Raw genomic sequence first — 19,713 nt, forward strand, 5'->3', positions numbered from 1 at the left:
GACCGGCCGCTCAAGGTTCGTCTGCGATGAACTGCAAGGCCGTGGCTTCTTTGACCAGGTCCGCGTCGGTATCTACGTATTGCGCGGCAATGGTCTGAAAACGGGCCTGGCAGGCCAGAAATGCGTCACAGATGTCCGGGTCAAAATGACTGCCGCGCCCGTTCTTGATGAACGCCACCGCATCTTCATGGGCCATGGGGGCTTTGTAGACCCGCCGACTGACCAGGGCATCGTAGACATCAGCGACGGCCATCAGCCGGGCGGAGATGGGAATGGCATCCCCCGCCAAACCTTCCGGATAGCCCGAACCATCCCATTTTTCCTGGTGGCCGTAGGCAATCTCTTTGGCAAAGTGCAGAAAATCGATATCCATGCCCAACTGGTCTTCGGCATGCTGGATGGCGTCCCGGCCCAGCGTGGTATGCGCTTTCATGATTTCGAACTCTTCCGGCGTAAACCGGCCGGGTTTGAGCAAGATCCGGTCCGGGATACCGATTTTTCCAATGTCATGCAGCGGGGCCGACTTGAACAGCAGATCAATGGTGTGATCGGTCAGGAAATACCCAAAGCGCGGATGGTTTTTCAGGTGCTCGGCCAGCACCTTGACGTAGTTTTGTGTGCGGCGGATATGGTTGCCGGTTTCGTTGTCGCGGGTTTCCGCCAGTGATGCCATGGCCAGGATAGTCACATCCTGAATGGCGGCCACTTCTTGCGTACGCCGGGCAACTTCCTGCTCCAGGTAGTCATTCTTGTCCCGCAGAAAATCCGCCGCAGCCTTGAGTTTAAGATGGGTGTCGATACGCGCCAGCACCACCGGCGGGCTGATGGGCTTGGTGATGTAATCCACCGCACCCAGTTCAAAGCCGCGCGTTTCATCTTCGTTCGATGACATGGCGGTCAGAAAGATGATCGGGATACGCGCAGTCTGCGGGTTGGCCTTCAAATCCCGCGCGACATCGTAACCAGACAGGCCGGGCATCATGATGTCCAGCAAGATCAGATCGGGCAGGGTGGTGCTGCCGCGCACCAGCGCCAGGGCTTTGGCCCCGCTGTTGGCGACCTTGAGATGATAGGTATCCCGCAGCAGGTTACTCATCAGCACCAGGTTTTCCGGGGTGTCGTCCACGATCAGGATGGTCGCGGCGTTATGCATGGTCGTTGGTGCCATACGTTCCCCGAATTGGGGTTGGGATCACCTTGTTATACGAAATCCGCCGACAAGCCGCTACTTTGGGGCACAGATAACCAGAAGAAGAGGGAAAGCACGCGCTGCGCAGGGGCAAAACCACCACCACGCCGCCGCAAACCAGACGGCGCAGTGGGGGCGGGTGATCACTTCATCATGGCGGGCAGTACCTGGTTGAACTCGTCCGAGCCCTGCAAGGCGCTGGCGTAGACCTGGATCATGCGGGCCACAAAAACCCCAGGGTCTTTGACGGGGACCGGCTGAATCCCGGCTTTGTGCAGTGTGGTTTCGGCATTGCCCAGTTGCTGCTTCCAGAGTGTCCGCATGACCGCGCCCGATTGCGTACCCAGACTTTGCAGCATGGCCTGATCGGCAGGCGTGAGGGTTTGCCAATATTTGCGCGAGACCACCAGGACCTCGGGGGTGACGATATGGTTGGTCAGCAACACGTTGCGCGCATATTTGTAGTTGCCGGTTTCCACATAAGACGGCAGGTTGTTCTCTGCGCAATCAATGCGCCCGTCCTGGAACGCTTTGCTGATGTCGTTGAAAGGCACGATCACCGGCGTGGCGCCCAGTTGCCGCACCATGTCGTTGTACACGGGCGAATCCTGCACCCGCACCCGCAGGCCGGCAAAGTCTGATGGATAACGCACCACATGATTCATGCAATAGAACGAGCGTGAGCCGCCGTCATACCAGCCCAGCACTTTGAAACCCTTGTCCAGCAAGCTGCTGGCAATGCGGTTCCCCAGGCCTTCATCGAGCTTGCGGAACATGTGTTCTGAATCATGAAACACAAAGGGCAGGGTCAACAGCCGTGCCTGCGGCACCACGCCCGACAACGGCCCCAGGTTGAATACCGCAAAATCGATATCACCCTGAGCCAGTTTCTGGATGGCTTGCGGCTGATCGCCCAGTTCGCTGTTGTTATAGGTGGTGATGGCAATGCGGCCGGCGCTGGCATCACGCACGGTATCGGCAAAGGCCTGCAACGCGCGGGATGACGCACTGTCGGCCGGGTGGGCGGACCAGGCGCGCAAGGCTTGCGCCGGCGTGATGGCGCTGCATAAAGCAAATATCAGGGTTGTCAGTATTGCGGGAAATTGCCACATCGACCTTCTCCTCGACTGTTTTTCTGGTGGGGCGGGCAGAGTCATTGGTATGCACCGCGCCCAGGATATGACAATTGCGTGACCCCGGCCGCGCGATTACGCCAAGGCATGACCAATGCCAAACAATCAGGCATTGCCTGTGGCCCAAACGCGACAACGGGTTTTCATCCGGATCGCACAATAACTTCATGAAACGGTGTCGTTTTCCTTCATGAAACGCCGGCATGCTCCGCCTGCCATCCACCGGGACTCAGGCCCGTGGGTGCTTCTCAAAACAGATGGAGTAGCGGATATGAAACTGAACTACCTTGCCGCCCTGCTGGCGGGAATGCTGGCGGCGCCGGCGATGGCCAGTGACTTCAGCGTGCCGTTTATTGCGCCCACGGTGTGGAACACCCCGCTTGACCGCATTGCCCAGGTGGCGTGCCACAACTGCTACCAGAAGCAGTACGCCCCGACGTTCACGTCCGTGTTCAACAGTGTCCGCACGGTAGAGGTGGATTTCTGGGATCAGCAAGACGCAGTGAGCGGCGGCTCGGCCAAACACTGGTTTGTGCGGCATGACGCCGGCACGCTGTTCCAGTCTGGCAATGACAACAACTGCACGGGCGACGGCACCGGCAAGAATGATCTGCAGGCCTGTCTGAACGACATCAAAGCCTGGAGCGATGCCAACGCCGCGCATTTCCCCATTATTGTGGTGCTGGATAAAAAACAGGGCTGGTCCAAAGCCAGTTCACAACGCACCCCGGCTGATCTGGATGAGCTGGTCAGCAATACCTTCGGCAGTGCGCTGTTCACGCCGGCAGACCTGAAAAACCAGATTGGCAGTACCGGCGCCTTGCAGACCGATCTTGCTGGCAAAAACTGGCCAACGGCCACGGCGCTGGCGGGCAAAATCATTCTGGTGCTCAACCATACCGAGAACCAGCGCCTGTCTGAATACGCCGAAGCGCGCGGTAGCAACGCCAAAATCTTCATTTCGCCGGTGACCAATGGGCAGAATGATGTGAATGGCACAGTCAGCGGGATGTCCGCCACCGCCTCAGCCTGGGTGGCCATGAACAATATGCAAAGCAGTGACCGATCCTGGGCCGTCAATAGCGATGCGGCGGGGCATATCGGGCGCGTCTGGGGAGATGATGGCGTGTCGTTTGCGGATCACATTGCCGGCCACGTGCACTTGTCTGCCTACTATGATTTTGCCGCCAACCAGGATGCCAACGGCTATCGCATCCGCCCGTTTTAAGCTTGAAATTGCGGCCAGAAAAGCCCCGGGAAATCGGGGCTTTTTTCTTTGCTAACAAGGGTTTGTAGTCCTTCTTCGCAGAGGGCTGACAGGTGCTGTCTGACACTGGCCCGCCGTCCGTCACGTCGCCGCCGCTTATCCGCTGTTTTGTTAGCCGCGTCACATCCATGACATCAGGATGCCGACAACATGTTCCCGCAAAGCTTGCCAACCCCCTGCTCGCCGCCCCTGATGGCTGGCGGTTTATCTGGAGGACTGCATCCATGAATATCCTGCTTGTTTCCAACGATGCCGATGTACGTGAATCGGTGACGGCCAACCTGTTGAGCGCCGGTATGACGGCGGAACCCACCCTGAAAAACCCGGATTTGTTCGAGCGCCTGGCTGCGGCGGCGTATCGCCTGGTCATTGTGGATTTCGGCCTGCGCACGGACCACAAAATGCTGGCCATGATCAAAAACCTGCGTGAGAAACAGTGGGGAACACCGGTGATGGTGCTGTCAGAGCGCTCAGAAACACCGGCGGTGATCAACGCCCTGGCGCAGGGTGCAGATGCTTATGTGGTCAAGCCTTATGTACCGGCCGACCTTGTCGCCCGCATTCGCGCGCTGTTGCGCCGGGCAGTGGTGCAGCATCATCTGGATATTGAGGGCGGCAAGCTGGATGTCGATCACGACCACCGTCGGGTGTTTCTGGGCGGCACGGAACTGGCCTTGTCCCAGCGGGAATCCGCCCTGTTGTTCTTGTTGCTGGCCGACCCCTCCGTGGTGTGCAGCCGGCGGCAGATTCGTGCGGCGGTATACGGCCAGGATAACCCCGTGGCGGAAAGCACCATTGAAACGCTGGTGCATAGCCTGCGCAAGAAACTGGGCGCAGAAGCGATCGAGACGGTACGCGGCAATGGTTACCGCTTTGTGACCCGGCACTGACCAACGGCACAACTGGCCGGTCAGGTGTAGCAAAATAAGCGACAGACCGGTCAACTATAGAGCGGCGGCAAAGGCTGTCGTATTCTGTGGGTATGAAGACGGAAAATCTGCCCCAGATTACTGGCTTTGCCGACCTGCTACTGGACGCCGTGTGTGCGGTGGACCAGTCCGGGCGCTTTGTGTATGCCAGCGCCGCCTGTGAACGGATCTTTGGCTACACGCCGGACGAAATGATCGGGCGGCTGATGATCGATATGGTGGCGCCGGAGGATCGGGCGCGCACGCTGGAAGAAGCCCGCGAAGTCATGAGCGGCAAAGAGCGTGTGGGGTTTGAGAACCGCTACGTGCGCAAAGATGGCCGGCTGGTCCATATCATGTGGTCCGCCCGCTGGTCAGATACCGATCAGTTGCGGATTGCCGTCGCGCGGGACGTCACCCGGCGCAAGCGGACTGAAGCCATACAGGCCGCGGTCTATGCCATTTCTGAAGCGGCGCAGGTGGCAGAAGACGCACAGGCGCTCTATCGCACCATCTACCACATCGTGCGACCGCTGGTGCCGGCAGACAACTTTGCCCTGGCGCTGCGGGACGAACAAACCGGCGCACTAATCTACCCTTGGTATATGGAAGGCGCGCGCCGCATCATGGCCCCACGCCCACGTTCGCTGGGGCAATTGTTCAATCAGGTTTACGATAACCGCGCTGCGCTGCGGCTGGATAATCTCTCCCCGACCGCCCCGCTGGCCGCTGACATGGCCGGCTTGCCGCTGGCGTGGCTGGGCGTGCCGCTGCTGAGTAACAAAGGGGCGCTGGGCGTGCTGGCGGTCATGCGAACAGACGGCACCGCATTTGATGATGATGAGGAAGAGGTGCTGCAGTTCATCTCTACCCAGATCAGCATGGCCATCGAGCACAAGGAAATGCAGATGCGCCTGCAACGGCAGGCGCAGTATGACGACCTGACCGGGCTGCCCAACCGTGCCCTGCTGGGAGACCGGCTGGAAATGGCCATTGCCCGTGCCCAGCGGGATGGCCGGGTGCTGGCGCTGCTGTACCTTGATCTGGACAAGTTCAAGATGGTGAACGATCTGTGGGGGCACGCCGCAGGCGACGGTCTATTGCAGGAAGTAGCGCGGCGACTGCAAAAATGCGTGCGCCGGGCCGACACAGTGGCGCGCTTGTCGGGCGATGAGTTTGTGGTGTTGCTGGAAAACTTTGAGCCGCGCAGCCTGGAAGAAACCGTGCAGAAAATCGCCTTTGCGGTCAGCCAGCCTGTGCTGATTGAAGGCCACGTGCACCCGCTGCGCGTGAGCATTGGCGTCGCGCTCTACCCGGAGCACGGCCTGGACGCCCGCCAGCTGCTCAAGCATGCCGATGGGGCCATGTATCAGTGCAAGCGCGGCGGTGGTTGCGCCGTGACCCGCTAAGCAGACCCACTCTTTTCTCTTACTGCTGCCAGCTACACCCTTTGCCGGTGGCGGCGTCGTGCAGCAACGCCAGTGGCGCCAATAAACCCATATCTGCATATGCGCTGCCACAGCCGCTGCGTTGCGCTTTGGACATCTCCTGACTCAAGGCACTGGGCGCGGCGGCCTGTATGGGTTGGAGATTCAGCCTGATGGCTGAATCAGCCTCATTTTTCCCCTGATCACCCACCTGCCGTGCACCGTTGCGCAGGGCTTCCATATCCAGTTTGTGCGCCGGGGCTGATGCCACCGGCGTGGGCGTATCCGTGCGCAATGTGGGTGAATTCGCAGTGATGGCCGACGGTTGAACCTGGGGATGCGGCAAGGTGCGGATGGTGGCGGGCTGCGCCGAGGCTTCGGGGCGGTGGGCGGGTTGGGGCAGCGGGATCAACTCAACCTGCGTTTCCCGCACCGGCAAAGGCTGCCTGGCGGGCATCCGCACACCATATTGCAGCAGCCACAAACACAGAATATTGGTCAGTACCGCCGCAGAAAAAGCGGTGACACGGTTGCTGCGCATAGCGGGGAGGGCAAGAAGCGGGGTCCGTGGCAAAGTGCGCGCCTGTCTTTCGCTGAATTGACGCAGATCGTATTGATGAACCCGTTGTTTTGCAATGGGACCGGCAAAGCCCGCAGCCTGCCGACTCATCTGTGGTGGCAAAGATCGGGAGCAGACCAGCCAGCGGCTGACAGCAACTGATTACAAGAGGTGTAGCCAGGAGGAAAGCCGTTGTCGTCTAATGACAACAGAAAAACGCCGTTACGCCAGGAAAGATGCGAGATACATTGCATATCAGCAAAATCTGATGCGAGTTGTGTCTATGTAAGCTTTTGTCTTCCAATTCCGCCCATTTGAGAGTCCCCATGCGTTACCTTGCAATGTCCACCCTTGTTGCTGCCACGCTGCTGGCCGGCTGTGCCACCCAACCGGGTTTCAAGCCCATGCCTGCTGCTGCGGTAGAGAAAGTCAAAAACTCTGACATCAACGTGATCGTGCCGCAAAAGGAAATCAAGCTGGCGATCAACCAGTCCAACCTGACTGCGGCGGCGGGCGGGGGCTTGCTGTTTGCGCTGATCGATACAGCCGTGAACAACAGCCGGACTGATACAGCGGAAACCACGGTGGCTAACCTGCGTAACTCTTTGCTGGATTTCAGCTTCAACGACACCGCCATGGATGCGGTCAAGCGTGAAACCGGCAATATCTCCTGGATTGCAGAAAAGAACGTCCAGTTGATTACTACGGGCGATAACAAGCAACTGGAAAAGGTACTGGCTGATTCCAAACGGGACATCTTTACCACGATCGCGTTTTTCTATGAATTGTCGGCAGATGGTCAAACCATGGTGGTGACGGGTATTGCCAATGCTTATCCCAATAATGACCAGCTCAAGACGCTGCAACGTGATTTGTATAAAGGGACAACCAAGCTTGATGACAAAACCGCGCTGCATCTGAACCAGCTCAACTCGCTGTATCGCGACATCATCACTTACCGCGAATCCCTGCCGGACACCTATAAGGAACCGGCCGCTGCGCTGGCCGTGTGGGGCAATGCCGATGCCAGGCTGGCCAAACAGGCGCTGACGGATGGCGCCAACGTGATTGCCGCTCAACTGGCCCAGGATTTCATTGCGGCCAACAGCAAGACCGTTGCACCAGCTGATGGTCAGTTCACCGTGGTACTGCAAGGCCACAAACTGAACGCCACCCGTGACAAGACCGGCCACGTCACCATTCTGTCCAAAACCACCGACATGGCCACCAGCACTGCCGCTGCCCCGGCGACAACGGCCGCCAACTAAGACGGGCCTGGTAAACACGCCCCGGTTTTGCGCCGGGGCTTTTTTTCGGAGTTTGATCGTGAAAAAGCTGTGTGCAGTGCTGGCCCTGGGGCTGGCCGGCTGTGTTTCTACTGAACCTGTGACCTTGCATGCCAAATATCAGCCCGCGCCGGTCTCGCACGATAGCCGTGACGCTGCCGATACAGCGCGCGCAACGGTGGTGGCGCGGCATTGCCCCATGATTCTGACCCCCGTTCAGGACACGCGTCCGGCGGGGGAAAACCTGGGCGGTTTTTTACGCTCGGACAATATCCATGCGGAAGACCTGAGTGGCTGGGTGCAGTCCGGATTTATGAGTTTGCCGCAAACCCGCTATCAGCTTTCCACTACCGAGACCGCAGGCACAAGCCGCTTGCAGGTGCAGTTACGCAAGGCCTATTTCGACACGGTGACCACTTCGCGCGTGGCCAATATTGTGCTCAAGCTGCAAGTGCAAGACCCCGATGGCAAAGTGCGCGCGCAAACCACCTTGCGCGGTACGGATGTCAGCGTGAACTGGGCCAACTCAGAGTCTGATGCCAATTCCGGCTTCAACGTGGCGTTGAAGAATCTGCTGGATCAGGCGGACGGCTTTCTGGATCACAACTGTCAGGCGGGTGCCTGAGCCCCGGTTGATCCGATCGCAGACGTAAACTCGGCGCGCGGCCGGATCAACTGGCCGGTGGCGCGTTGCTCCAGCGCGTGGGCAATCCAGCCGGCGGCGCGGCCCATGGCAAACAGCCGCAAGGCATGATCCAGTGGCAAGCGCAGACTGCGTACCAGGGCGACCAGTGCCAAGTCTAGCGAGGGATGTTCACCGCAGTGCGCCTGGGTTTGCGCGATCACCTGCCTGAACGCAGCATCACTGTTGATCTGCGCCAGCAAATGCTGGGCCCGCGGATCGCCATCCGGGTAGAGCGGATGTCCAAACAAACCCGGCGGCAAGGCATGGCCACGGGCAAGCCAGGTGGCGACCGGATCGGCATCCGGCATCTTGAGCAAGGCCGCCAGAATCTGCCCGACCAGTTGCGTTAACCCGCCGTGGCGTGGCCCGCTCAACGTGGCCAGACCCGCTTGCAGGCAAGCCGCCAGACTGGCACCCGTAGAGGCGGCTACCCGCACGGCAAAGGTGGAGGCATTGAGTTCATGATCTGCGCAAAGGACCAGCGCGCGCCGCAGCAGATCGGCCGCCTCTTCCCGACGCCAGCCCTGCGCCAGCGCCCGATGAAACGGCAGACCCGGCTTGCCGCCCAAAGCGGCGCACAGCGTATGCATCAGCGCGATACCCTCGGCCTGTTGCTGCGCCACCGGCGCGTCATGGGGGACGCCAACCGGGCTGAGTGCCAATGCCACGGTGGCCCGTTGCAGCGGAGGCAGCCCGGTTGGCAGCCGGGGATGGGGGAGGGAGAGCTCCCAATCCAGGCCAGCGCCATCCCAAAGTAACGCCGCGACATCTTCCAGCGTGGCATACCCGGCCAGGGTGATCGCATTCTGGTTGCGATACTGCAGCACCTGCTGGTCAATGCGCGTGATGGCGGTTTGCAGCACCGGCAAGCCCCAATCGAGCACATGCCGTGCGGCCTCGCGCGGGCGGCGCTGGCGTTGTTTGCGGGCCAGATACGCGTTGACATCACTCTCGACATACCAGCGCGCACGGGGATCGTCCGCTGGCCCGGCATGCCGGATCAGGCCCCGGCTGACATAGGCGTAGAGCGTAGGCAGGCTGACGCCCAGACGTTGGGCAGCGCTGGTGGCATCAAGATGACCTGCGGGTGGCGCGGACATGAATATAGGTTGATTTAGTGTTTCAATATTTTTATTAAATCAATGTATTGATACGCTGTCCATGTCTGTACTGACCCCTGGAGAAACCACATGACGACCGGACTGGATGGCGTGATCGCGGCCCAAACGCGGTTAAGCCACGTTGATGGCGAAAGAGGCCGTTTGATCCTGCGCGGGTACGAGCTGGAACAACTGGCGAGAAGCTGGTCATTTGAAGAGGTCGTGGCACTGCTCTGGCAAGGGCTTGTGAGCTACCCGCACGACCTGCCTGCGGCATTGGCCCAGGCCCGTATTGCGGCATGGGCCCGTTTTGCCCCGCTGTTACCGTATCTGGAGGGCATGAGCGCCATCGAAGGCATGCGCTTTTTGCTGGCTACAGTGCCGGATCAACCGGCAGAGGCCACCGCATTGCTGGGATCGGCCGGGGTGGCGATGGCGGCGGCTATCCGCCAGGCGCAAGGGCAAGCTGCGCTGGCGCCGGAGCCGGGCCTGGGGCATGCCGCAGACCTGCTCCGCATGCTGCGTGGCCGCCCTGGCAATACGGCCGAAGTGCGGGCGTTTGAAATCTATCTGGTCGCGGCGGTGGACCACGGCCTGAATGCATCCACCTTTACTGCCCGCGTGGTGGCGTCTACCGGGGCAGGGCTGGCTTCTGCCGTGGTGGCGGCGCTGGGTGCGCTCAAAGGGCCGTTGCATGGTGGCGCACCGGGCCCGGTGCTGGACATGCTCGACGCCATTGGTACTGCGCCCGCCGCAGAGGCGTGGGTCGATGCGGCCATTGCCCGTGGCGAGCGCCTGATGGGTTTTGGCCACCGGATTTATCGGGTCCGTGATCCGCGCGCTGACGTCCTCAAGGCGGCCGTGGGCACCTTGCATGGCGGGCGCATTGCGCTGGCTGAAGCGGTGGAACAAGCCGGGCTCAAGGCACTGGCTCGCCACAAGCCTGGTCGCCGGCTGGATATCAACACGGAGTTCTATACCGCACTGTTGCTGGAGGCGCTGGACATCCCCCGCGCCGGGTTCACGCCGGTCTTTGCCGCTGCGCGCACGGCAGGGTGGATTGCCCATGCGTGCGAGCAACAGCAAACCGGGCGCCTGCTACGACCAGCGTCTGAGTACATCGGGCCCTGGCCGCAGGCTTACCAACCCGATAAAGTGCTGTAGGGTGGATTCGGAACGCAGTGACAATCCGCCCCGGCACCGGTGGATTGTCGCGTTGCTCCGAATCCACCCTACTGTGTTAAGTACATTGGCATGTGGCCGGCGCCGGTTGCAGCCTGATTCTTGCCGCCAGTCCGTCATGTTTGCCGTCTTGTTTCAGGCCAACCAGGCTGACGGCAGGGCATCAGCCCGTAACGACCTGGAGATAATCATAATGAGGATGAGGCGATATATGGGCGCCGGTTTACTGGCGATGGTGCTGACGGCGGCGGCATGGCAGGCGCTGATGCCACCACCGCTGCACACGCTGCAACTGGCCCGGCATCGGGATGATCCACAATGGCCCGGCCCCCAGCCAGCCCCTGCGCCAGCGCCCCAGGGCAAAGTGGGCTGAGGGTCCAAAAACAAAACCCCGCCGAAGCGGGGTTTTGTTTTGAGCACACGAAGCGCTTACTGCGTGATGAAGCTGCGGATATGACCCATCAATTCGTCTTCCTGGAACGGTTTGCCCAGGAAAACATTCACGCCCAGCTCAAACGCGTAGTTGCGGTGCTTTTCTGCCGTGCGTGAGGTGATCATGATGATCGGGATGTGGCGCGTGTCATCGTTGGCGCGCACGTTACGGGTGAATTCAAACCCGTCCATCCGCGGCATTTCGATGTCGACCAGCATCACCGCCGGCTTGAGCTCCTGCAACTGCTGCAGGGCATCCACGCCGTCCTTGGCGGTTTGCACCTGGAAGCCTTCACGGGCCAGCAAGCGGCTGGTGATCTTGCGCACGGTCAGCGAATCATCCACCACCATCACCACCGGCGTGGTTTGCAACTGGGCCGGAGCGCGGGTTTCTTCCGAAACATCCTTCTGCACCGTAGCCACTTCACCATGCGCCAGCAGGGCCAGCGGATTCATGATCAGCACGATTTCGCCGTTACCCAGCACGGTAGAACCGGCAACACCCGGAATCCGCGCCAGTTGCGGGCCAATGGCCTTCACCACCACTTCCTGGTTCTTCACCAGTTCATCGATGTGCAGCGCCATGCGGTTGGCGCCAGAGCGCAGCAACAGCACAGTAGAGAAGCGCTTGGTTTCCGGCATGACTTCGGCGTCGCCCAACAGGCGCGGGAAGTAAGAGAACGGATACCGGCCACCCAGCCATTCTTGCGCCTGGTTCTTGTACAGCAGCGCCAGGGCATCCTGTTTGAGTTCCTGCACCTGTTCGATCATCACCGACGGAATGGCGTACAGCCGCTCGCTGGATTTCACCAGCAGCACCTGTGTCACCGCCAGCGTCAGCGGCAGGTGGATGGTGAAACTGGTGCCCTGACCCAGCACGCTATCAACGTCGATGCGGCCGCCCAGGTTACCGATTTCGTTCTTCACCACGTCCATGCCGATACCACGGCCGGAAATCTGCGTCACCGCCGAGGCGGTCGAGAAGCCCGGCTCAAAGATCACCTGCATCAGGTCACGGTCAGCGATGTCCTGGCCGGCCTCAATCAGACCGCGTTCCAGCGCCTTGGCACGGATGCGATCCATGTTCAGGCCCTTGCCGTCATCCTTGAGCATTACCACCAGTTCGTTGCCTTCCTGGCGCACTTCCACCTGGACTTCACCAAACTCGCTCTTGCCGCTGGTTTCACGCTCGGCCGGGGTTTCCAGGCCATGGTCGATCGCGTTACGCAGCATATGCTCGAACGGCGAGATCATTTTTTCCAGCACGCCGCGGTCAATTTCCACGCGGCCGCCACGCAATTCCAGGTTGACCTTCTTGCCCACTTCCTTACCCGTTTGCCGGGTCAGGCGGTACAAGCGGTCAGAGATACTGGCAAACGGCACCATGCGCACGCGCATCAGGTTCTGTTGCAGTTCCTTGGTCATGCGGGCCTGCGCGGTCAGCGCGGCGGCGGATTCATCCACGTTTTTCAGCAAGTTGTGCTGAATGGTCGCCACGTCGTTCACGCTTTCGGCAATGAAGCGGGTGACTTCCTGCAGACGGGTAAAGCGGTCGAACTCCAGCGGATCAAACGTCTGCGCCGCTTCCTGGAATTCACGCGTGCGCGCCTGCATTTGCGATTCGGCCTGGATTTCCAGTTCACGCATTTGCGTGCGCAGACGCGTCACGTTTTCAGTCAGATCCAGCAAGGAGCTCTTGAGCGCCAGCATTTCAGATTCAATGCGGGAACGCGCAATCGACACTTCACCGGCCTGGTTGACCAGATCATCCACCAGCTCGGAACGCACGCGGATGGTGGTCTTGCCTTCCGCGTCCGGCGCGGCGGCCAGCAGCGGCTGGGCCGGGCCACGGGCCTGGGTGGCGGCGACGGCTTGCGCAGTCTGACCCACCACATCGGCGGCGTTCGGGGTACGGCCAGCCAGTTCATCAAACAACAGGTTGATCAGGTCGTAGTCGGATTCCAGCTCGTCAATCAGCGGGCCCGAGACCAGGCTGCCTGCGGCCAGCAGACGCGATTCCATGCGGTGAGTCGCCTCACCCATACGCATGGCACCGGACATCCGCGCGCTACCCTTGAGGGTGTGCAGAATGCGCTTGAGGCGGTCGGCCTCGGCGGCATCGCCGTCACGCAGGGCACGCAATGCGCCCCCTACTTGCGGCAGCAATTCGTCGCCTTCTTCCACGAACACCGGCAGCAACTGATCGTCAATTTCGTCGTTCAGCGTCTGGTCGAGTTCGGCTTTGCGCTCGGTCAGGCTGGAGCCAGCGGCCAGCGCAGCAGGCAACGACTCGGCGGCAGCCATGGCCAGCGGTTGCACCACGTGACCCAGTTCCGGCGACAAGGCGACCTCAGGGATCGCTTCATCGGCCTCGATGAACGCTGCCGGCTCAATCAGTTCTGCTTCTGCCGGCAGTTCTTCCTCAACCAGCGTGGCATCGAGGCTCGGTGCTGCGTCAATAACCGATTCGGACTCGGACTCAGACTCAGTCCGGGCAGCAATCAGGGACTCATGTGCGCTGACCAGCGCTTCATGCGCGGCGACCAAAGCTTCATGCACGGTATCCGGCGCAGTTTCTGCCTGAACCGGTTCTGTTGCCGTGACCAGTTCCGTCACGATGGTATGCGGCTCAACGGCCTCTGCGGCGTGGGCAGATTCGGTCGGCAGCGGGTCGAGGACGTGCTCTTCGGCCACGACTTCTTCGGCCGGGGTTTCAAGCAACTCATCAAGCGTGAGGTCAAAGCCTTGCTCATCCGGCAGTTCGGCGGTCCCGGCATCATGGGCCGGGTCCAGCGCAAGGTCGGTGGCCAGCAAGGGCTCTTCTTCTACCGCAATGGTCAGTGCATCTGCCGGGATTTCATCCAGGTCGAACGACAGATCATCCAACCCATCCAGCGCGGCGGGGGCCGGCAAGACGGGTTCGTTGTGTTCATCCAGATGCGTACCGTCCAGCAAGGCCAGTGCGGCCAGCTCATCGGCGGTAGGCTCGGTCAGTTCAAACTCGTCAAGGTTGATCGCCTCTTCGGCCGGCGCAGCAACGTCATGCCCAGCCAGTTCAATGGCGGGCTCGACATGCACTGCGACGGCGTCTGGCAGCGCCTCATCCAGCGAGAGATCATCCAGTGAGATCTCGTCCAGCGTCAGTTGATCGTCGGCGGCGACAGGCGCGGCCGCGACCTCATCCAGCGCAATGCTCAGCGCATCTTCATTGCGCGCAGCCAGCGCGGCAATTTCGGCGGCACCGTGGCCCGGATCGCGCTGGGCAAAGATATCGCCCAGCATCTGTTCCAGACGATCTACCGCATGAATCAGCGGCTCGACCGGCGGTTCGGTGGATTTTTGTACGGATTGTTCGAGCGCGTAGGCCAGATCGCCCAGTGCGCTGAACCCAGCCGTGGCGCCAATGCCGCCCAGGGTATGGGCCGACAACAGGAACGACGGTGCCAGCGGGTCGTTGTGCTGCAACGCTGTGCGGCCTTGCACCAGCGCTTGCAGGTGGCGGCCGGCTTCGTCGCAGAAAATACCGAACAGCGTGGTCGAGACGGCCACTTCACCAATCTGGATTTCATCGGCTGGTGCCGGGGTATCTACCACCAGTTCGGTGTCGGCCAGATCATCCGCCAGGTCGATGGCCGGCGCGTCAAAGCTCAGGTCATCAGCCAGTTCCACGGACGGGGCGGCGGCTTCATCGTGCTCGCCTTCAAACAAGGCGGGCAGCGGCTCAGCCTCAACGACAGGCTGGAACGCTACCGGCTCGATGGCCGGAGCGGCAACCGGGGCAGCCATTGACAGCGTGCCTTGATCCAGTTGGTGTTTGAGTTCGTCAGCGCGCTCAGAGAGGCTGCTGGCATCAACCTGGGCACCGCCGGTTTCGGACAGTTGGGCTACCCAGACGCGGAAGGACTGGTGAGCATCGCCCACCAGTTGCAGCAGCGCCGGTGTTGCCGGTTGTTCCGCTTGCAGCCATTTGTTCATGACCTGTTCAATGGCCCAGGCGGCTTCGCCCAGGTTGAACAGACCGACCATGCGGCCGCTCCCCTTCAGGGTATGGAAGGCGCGGCGGATGACGGTCATGGCCTCGCGGTCGTGCGGGGCGTGACGACATACCTCGATTTGCGCGGCAATGGTCGCCAGCACTTCGGCGGCTTCTTCCAGATAAACTTCCAGCAGTTCGGCATCGACGGCTTCTTCGGTCGATGGCAGCGGACGGCTTTGTTCTGGCTCGACAATCTCGATGTGTTCCGGCTCAAGGCTGGCGGACTCGCCAATCGGCGGCTCGGCTTCCAGCGCCTCGGTCACGTCCGGTTCGACTTCAATCTCGGGCTCGGCCGCGCCGGTCAGGCGGGTCAGCATCGGGCGCAGGGCCGCGCTGTCATCGCGACCTTGTTCCAGGCCATCTACATAGAAACCGATGGTCGAGAACGCTTCGGCCAGTTCTTCCAGTTCTGCCGGGGCCGGGTCTGCTTCAGAGGCGGCCATATTGCGCACCCGTTCGTGCGCGGCCAGCAACAGTGCCACGGCGTCCTGGCAATCGAGCATCATCAAGGCGCCTTGCACCTGATAGATGGTTTGATCCAGACCGCCCAGTGCAGCCCGTTGCGATGCATCCCGGAAGAAGGCATCCAGCGCGTCTTCAATGCTGCGCAGGTTGCTGCGCATTTCTTGCGCCAGTTGCGCAACCAGCAGTTTTTCCTGCGCTTCGCGGCTGACCGCATCCAGTTGCGGCAGGTCAATTTCTGCGGCCATGGCCGGGTTGGCCAGGCGTTGCAGCATGGCTTCAACTTGCTCGGGGAAATCAGCCGCTTGTTGCGGGTAAGCGGCCAGCACGCTGTCGGCCAGCAACATGGCGGTGGCCAGTTCCAGCGCTTCGGGCTCGCTGATGCCGCGACCGGCACAACGTTCAAACACGCCGGACACCCCTTCCCACAGCTTGTTCAGGCCGGGGATTTCCAGTGCTTCAGAGTGGTGCGACAGGCGGGTAATTTCAGCGGCCAGTTGCGGCAGGCGATCTTGCTGACCGGCGGCCACACGGCTCCACAAATCCTTGGCGTTGGCCAGTTCGTCCCGCAACTGGCGGGCCGCCTGGGCACGCGCCTGAGCTTGCGGCGACAAGGTATTGGCACCCGCGTCGGCCAGAAGGCCGTCCAGTTCAAACGCGGTTCTGAGTTTTTGCGCCAGTGCGCTCTGGCTTTGGTCATGCGCCAGAATGTACAAGAGGTCGCGGAACAAGCGCTCTGCCACACGGGTAGAGCCATCGGCCAGGCGACGCAGTTGCAGGTTCAGGCGCATCAACAGGTGACGCGGGTCCAGATCGGTTTCTTGCTTGTTGCTGGGCAGCGCATCCACGACTGCGGCGGCGCTCCACCAGAAAGCGCGCGGCAACATGATGCTCTGGGCGCTGGCCAGTTCGGTCAGGCTCTTGGTCATGGCGGCTGCGCCGCCCGCATCACGAGCCCGCAACCAGCGCAGCAGGCCAGACTCAAACCGCGTCCGTTGCTGACGCACCCACGGGGCCATATCGGCTTCGGGGACGCTATGGGTCGGCAGTTCTGCCGGGACACTGAGCTGGGCCAACTGCGGGAAAAAGAGTTCAGCTCCGCTGACGGTCTGACCGCGCAGGGCGGCCATTTTGACCAGCGTATCCCGCAGCACCAGCGGCACATTGGGTGATCCGGCCGCAATGCGTTCCAGGTAAGCGGTGGCGTCTTTGGTGACGGCAATGACGGCTTCCAGCGCGTGATTGCCGGTTTCTTCCCGGGCCACACTGGCGACCAGGTGCTCGGCCTCTTCGCAATAGCGGGCGAGGCCTTGCAGTTCAACCATCTGCAAGGCGCCAACGGCCTGGTGCAGGTGGGTTTGCGCATGCTTGAGCAGGGCAGCATCTGGCGCGTCGCCAAACTGCTTGAGCGCTTCTGCCGCTCGGCCCAGCGTCTGTTCAAGCTCTCCCTTCACCCAGATCAGGGAGCCTTGATCGAATTCGGTATGCACGCTCATGAAGTTGATCCGGTTCGTTCGGAAGGATGACAACGCAGGCGGTGGCGCAAATGACGCTCAGGCAAAGGCCTGGCGCTGGCACATCCGGATCATGCGGATAGTCAGCCCTCCTCGGTAGGTACGTTCGGGTTTGCCATGCCGCCTGCTGGCGGCCGGAGCCCTGTTGTTAGTGTTTTGAACAAAACCCGGCTTGCTCATGTCCCCGATGGGGGCATGGCGCGCAATGCGCCCAGCCGGGTTTTGTTCATGGCGATCCGTCTACGATCAGTTCAGCTTGAAGCCGGAAACCGAACTCTTCAGGCCTTCGGCCAGACCGTTCAGCTGACCGACCACCACCGCAGACTGTTTCACACCGGCAGACGTTTGCTCCGTCACCGACAGAATGTCGCGCATGGAGGCGTTCACGCGGGCAGCCAGAGTAGCCTGACCTTCCGTTTCCTGCGCAATCGACTGAATCTGTACCGCCAGTTCGCGGGTAACGCGTTCGATTTCAGTCAGCGCGCGGCCTGCAGCGTCAGACAGCTTGGCCCCTTCCACCACACCCTGGGTGGACACTTCCATAGCGGCTACGGCGTCGTGCGTATCGGTCTGAATGGTCTTCACAATCGCGCCGATCTGCTTGGTCGCTTCGGCAGAACGTTCAGCCAGACGCTGCACTTCTTCCGCAACCACCGAGAAGCCGCGGCCGGCATCACCGGCGGCGGCCGCCTGGATGGCCGCGTTCAGCGCCAGTACGTTGGTCTGTTCGGTAATGTCCGAGATCAGTTCCACGATTTCACCGATCTCCTGCGAGGATTCGCCCAGGCGTTTAATCCGCTTTGCGGTTTCCTGGATCTGTTCGCGGATTTCGTTCATGCCCTTGATCTGGTTGTTTACCGCGCTGGCGCCCAGTTCAGCAGCAGCCAGGGAGGACTGCGCCACCTCAGCCGACTGGCTGGCGGTATGCGACACGTCCTGGATCGAGCGCACCATCTGTTCAACGGTGTTGTTGGTGTTCTGAATTTCACGCGACTGGCGGTCCGCAGCGGCAATCAGCTCACTCGATACGCCCTGCGCTTCGCCGGTGGCCTGACCCACCTGTTCCGTGGCGCGGTTAATCCCGGTAATCAGGGAGCGCAGCTCTTCAATCGTGTAGTTGATGGAGTCAGCGATCGCGCCGGTCAAGTCTTCCGTCACGGAAGCGCGCACCGTCAAGTCACCATCAGCAAGGTCGGACATTTCGTTCAGCAAGCGCAAAATCGCTTCCTGGTTCTTTTTGTTCTCGCCTTCGATCTGCAGACGACGGCGTACCGATTCCTGGTTGTACACGCGTTGCAGGAAGAACAGAGCCGCCAGACCGGTGCCGATGAACAAGACTTCCAGCACGGTGATCAGGATGGAACCGGACGTGTTTTCATACACACTGGCCAGTTCGATGGAGTTTTTCAGCAGCGGCTCGGAATCACGCACGATGGTCTGGTTGGCCAGACGGGTGTTCACCATCGGCTGCATGTTGTGCGAGAACGAGGTCACCACGGTCTGGAACCGGGCGAAGTAAGTTTTGATTTCCTGCAGCTTGGACACCATGGCCGAGGTATTGGCCGGGCGAATCTGCAGTTCATCAGAACCATCAATAAAGCCGGAAATGATGTCACCGAAGGTCGACGTATCCTTGCCCAGCAAGAACACGGTTTCCGGGTTGATCAAATCACTGGCCAAAAGGGCGTTGGCGTTCTTGGCCATACGCTGGGACAACATGGCCAGCTGGTTGGCGTAATCGAGTTCGTGCGGGGTGCCGCCGCCCTCGGTCAACATGGCGGCAAACTGTTGGGTCAGTTCCAGCAGACGCGCATCGTTCTCGTTAATACCGGCAACAGACTGGCCCACGGTAATCAGCGGCTGCTTTTGCTTGATGATGGTATCCACGGTCGGACGGCTGGCATTGGGGCGGAACGACTGGTTCCACACCGTTTGCACCGCATCCAGCGTGCCCGAAGGGTTACGCACGAACAGACCAAACAGGCTATGGCCCGAGAGGGTGTTCAAGTCAGTATCGAAACGGTTGTAGGCGTCTTCCAGAATCTGGAACGCATCCTTGTCGCCCCGGACGGCCAGTGTCGAGGCCCGCGCAATCCGCTGCGACAACATCTGCATTTCCGTTGCGGTAGAACGACGTTCCGCGTTCACGCCGGAGGCTTCAAAGGCAAAGAAGGCAATCAGCGCAGCACCAATACCAGCCACCGCCACCGTACCCAGCAGCCACGCCACTTGCTGGCGAGCAGGCAGGTGACCGACCAGGGGTACCGGACGCAGGACGGAGTCTTCGTCGCCTTCCGGCAGACGCAGTTTCTCCAGAATCCAGGTCGTTTTTACTGAATCGTCTTTCTTGCCAGTGGCGTCGCCGCCCTTGTCCTTGCGGCCAAACATGCCTTTCAGGCCATCTGTTTTCCGTGCCATTTTGGTGCTTCTCCCGATCCTGCTTTGCCCCTGTACGTCTGCACGCTGGTTGCGCGTCTCACGTCAGTCGCTTGCGCGAAATCAATACAAAATAAATAAGTGCGAGATAATCCGT

Annotated in this window: 13 protein-coding genes; 7 read left to right on the forward strand and 6 right to left on the reverse strand. The window is 60.7% G+C overall.

The features are described from left to right. Positions 1–10 precede the first annotated feature (10 nt). Positions 11–1,153, reverse strand: a complete 1,143-nt coding sequence (locus HNQ50_RS19370) for a response regulator (protein ID WP_221303271.1) — start codon at positions 1,151–1,153, stop codon at positions 11–13. Between the two features lie 179 nt (positions 1,154–1,332). Next, entirely contained in the window at positions 1,333–2,301 is a 969-nt protein-coding gene (gene dctP, locus HNQ50_RS19375) for a TRAP transporter substrate-binding protein DctP (RefSeq protein ID WP_184102874.1), read from the reverse strand. A 292-nt stretch (positions 2,302–2,593) separates the two neighbouring features. On the opposite strand from dctP, the gene HNQ50_RS19380 reads away from it, so the two are divergent. The 3 genes from HNQ50_RS19380 to HNQ50_RS19390 all read left to right on the forward strand — a co-directional run bounded on the left by HNQ50_RS19380 (position 2,594) and on the right by HNQ50_RS19390 (position 5,906). Then, entirely contained in the window at positions 2,594–3,550 is a 957-nt protein-coding gene (locus HNQ50_RS19380; RefSeq protein WP_184102875.1) for a Ca2+-dependent phosphoinositide-specific phospholipase C, read from the forward strand. Positions 3,551–3,813: 263 nt separating this feature from the next. Further along, positions 3,814–4,479, forward strand: a complete 666-nt coding sequence (locus HNQ50_RS19385) for a response regulator transcription factor (RefSeq protein WP_184102876.1) — start codon at positions 3,814–3,816, stop codon at positions 4,477–4,479. Between the two features lie 92 nt (positions 4,480–4,571). Further along, positions 4,572–5,906, forward strand: a complete 1,335-nt coding sequence (locus HNQ50_RS19390) for a sensor domain-containing protein (RefSeq protein WP_184102877.1) — start codon at positions 4,572–4,574, stop codon at positions 5,904–5,906. 19 nt (positions 5,907–5,925) lie between these two features. On the opposite strand, the gene HNQ50_RS19395 is transcribed toward HNQ50_RS19390, so the two are convergent. Further along, positions 5,926–6,465 carry a hypothetical protein gene (locus tag HNQ50_RS19395; RefSeq protein ID WP_184102878.1) on the reverse strand — a complete coding sequence of 180 codons (540 nt, stop codon included), beginning with the start codon at positions 6,463–6,465 and terminating at the stop codon, positions 5,926–5,928. Between the two features lie 344 nt (positions 6,466–6,809). Here HNQ50_RS19395 and HNQ50_RS19400 point away from each other — a divergent pair, with 344 nt between their 5' ends. Both HNQ50_RS19400 and HNQ50_RS19405 read left to right on the forward strand, forming a co-directional pair. Then, positions 6,810–7,751, forward strand: coding sequence for a hypothetical protein (locus tag HNQ50_RS19400; protein ID WP_184102879.1), 942 nt, complete (start codon positions 6,810–6,812; stop codon positions 7,749–7,751). Between the two features lie 58 nt (positions 7,752–7,809). After that, positions 7,810–8,394: a YajG family lipoprotein gene (locus tag HNQ50_RS19405; protein ID WP_184102880.1), complete on the forward strand. Its 585-nt coding sequence runs from the start codon at positions 7,810–7,812 to the stop codon at positions 8,392–8,394. On the opposite strand, the gene HNQ50_RS19410 is transcribed toward HNQ50_RS19405, so the two are convergent. Then, positions 8,379–9,554 carry a citrate synthase family protein gene (locus HNQ50_RS19410; protein ID WP_184102881.1) on the reverse strand — a complete coding sequence of 392 codons (1,176 nt, stop codon included), beginning with the start codon at positions 9,552–9,554 and terminating at the stop codon, positions 8,379–8,381. The two genes, HNQ50_RS19405 and HNQ50_RS19410, sit on opposite strands and share 16 nt — an antisense overlap. A 90-nt stretch (positions 9,555–9,644) precedes the next feature. Between HNQ50_RS19410 and HNQ50_RS19415 the strand changes: the two genes are divergently transcribed. Together HNQ50_RS19415 and HNQ50_RS19420 are read left to right on the forward strand one after the other, a co-directional pair. Continuing rightward, the gene (locus tag HNQ50_RS19415) at positions 9,645–10,718 is read left to right on the forward strand and encodes a citrate synthase/methylcitrate synthase (protein WP_184102882.1); all 1,074 of its coding nucleotides are present in this window, start codon (positions 9,645–9,647) and stop codon (positions 10,716–10,718) included. 229 nt (positions 10,719–10,947) lie between these two features. Continuing rightward, the gene (locus HNQ50_RS19420; protein WP_184102883.1) at positions 10,948–11,109 is read left to right on the forward strand and encodes a hypothetical protein; all 162 of its coding nucleotides are present in this window, start codon (positions 10,948–10,950) and stop codon (positions 11,107–11,109) included. Positions 11,110–11,165: 56 nt separating this feature from the next. Here HNQ50_RS19420 and HNQ50_RS19425 read toward each other — a convergent pair whose 3' ends face one another. Together HNQ50_RS19425 and HNQ50_RS19430 are read right to left on the reverse strand one after the other, a co-directional pair. Beyond that, positions 11,166–17,162, reverse strand: coding sequence for an Hpt domain-containing protein (locus tag HNQ50_RS19425; RefSeq protein ID WP_184102884.1), 5,997 nt, complete (start codon positions 17,160–17,162; stop codon positions 11,166–11,168). 264 nt (positions 17,163–17,426) lie between these two features. After that, a complete protein-coding gene (locus HNQ50_RS19430) occupies positions 17,427–19,598 on the reverse strand; it encodes a methyl-accepting chemotaxis protein (protein ID WP_184102885.1) in 2,172 nt (723 codons plus the stop codon). Positions 19,599–19,713: the final 115 nt, after the last annotated feature.

It is taken from the genome of Silvimonas terrae (genome assembly GCF_014202765.1).
GTDB classification, from domain to species: Bacteria; Pseudomonadota; Gammaproteobacteria; order Burkholderiales; family Chitinibacteraceae; genus Silvimonas; species Silvimonas terrae.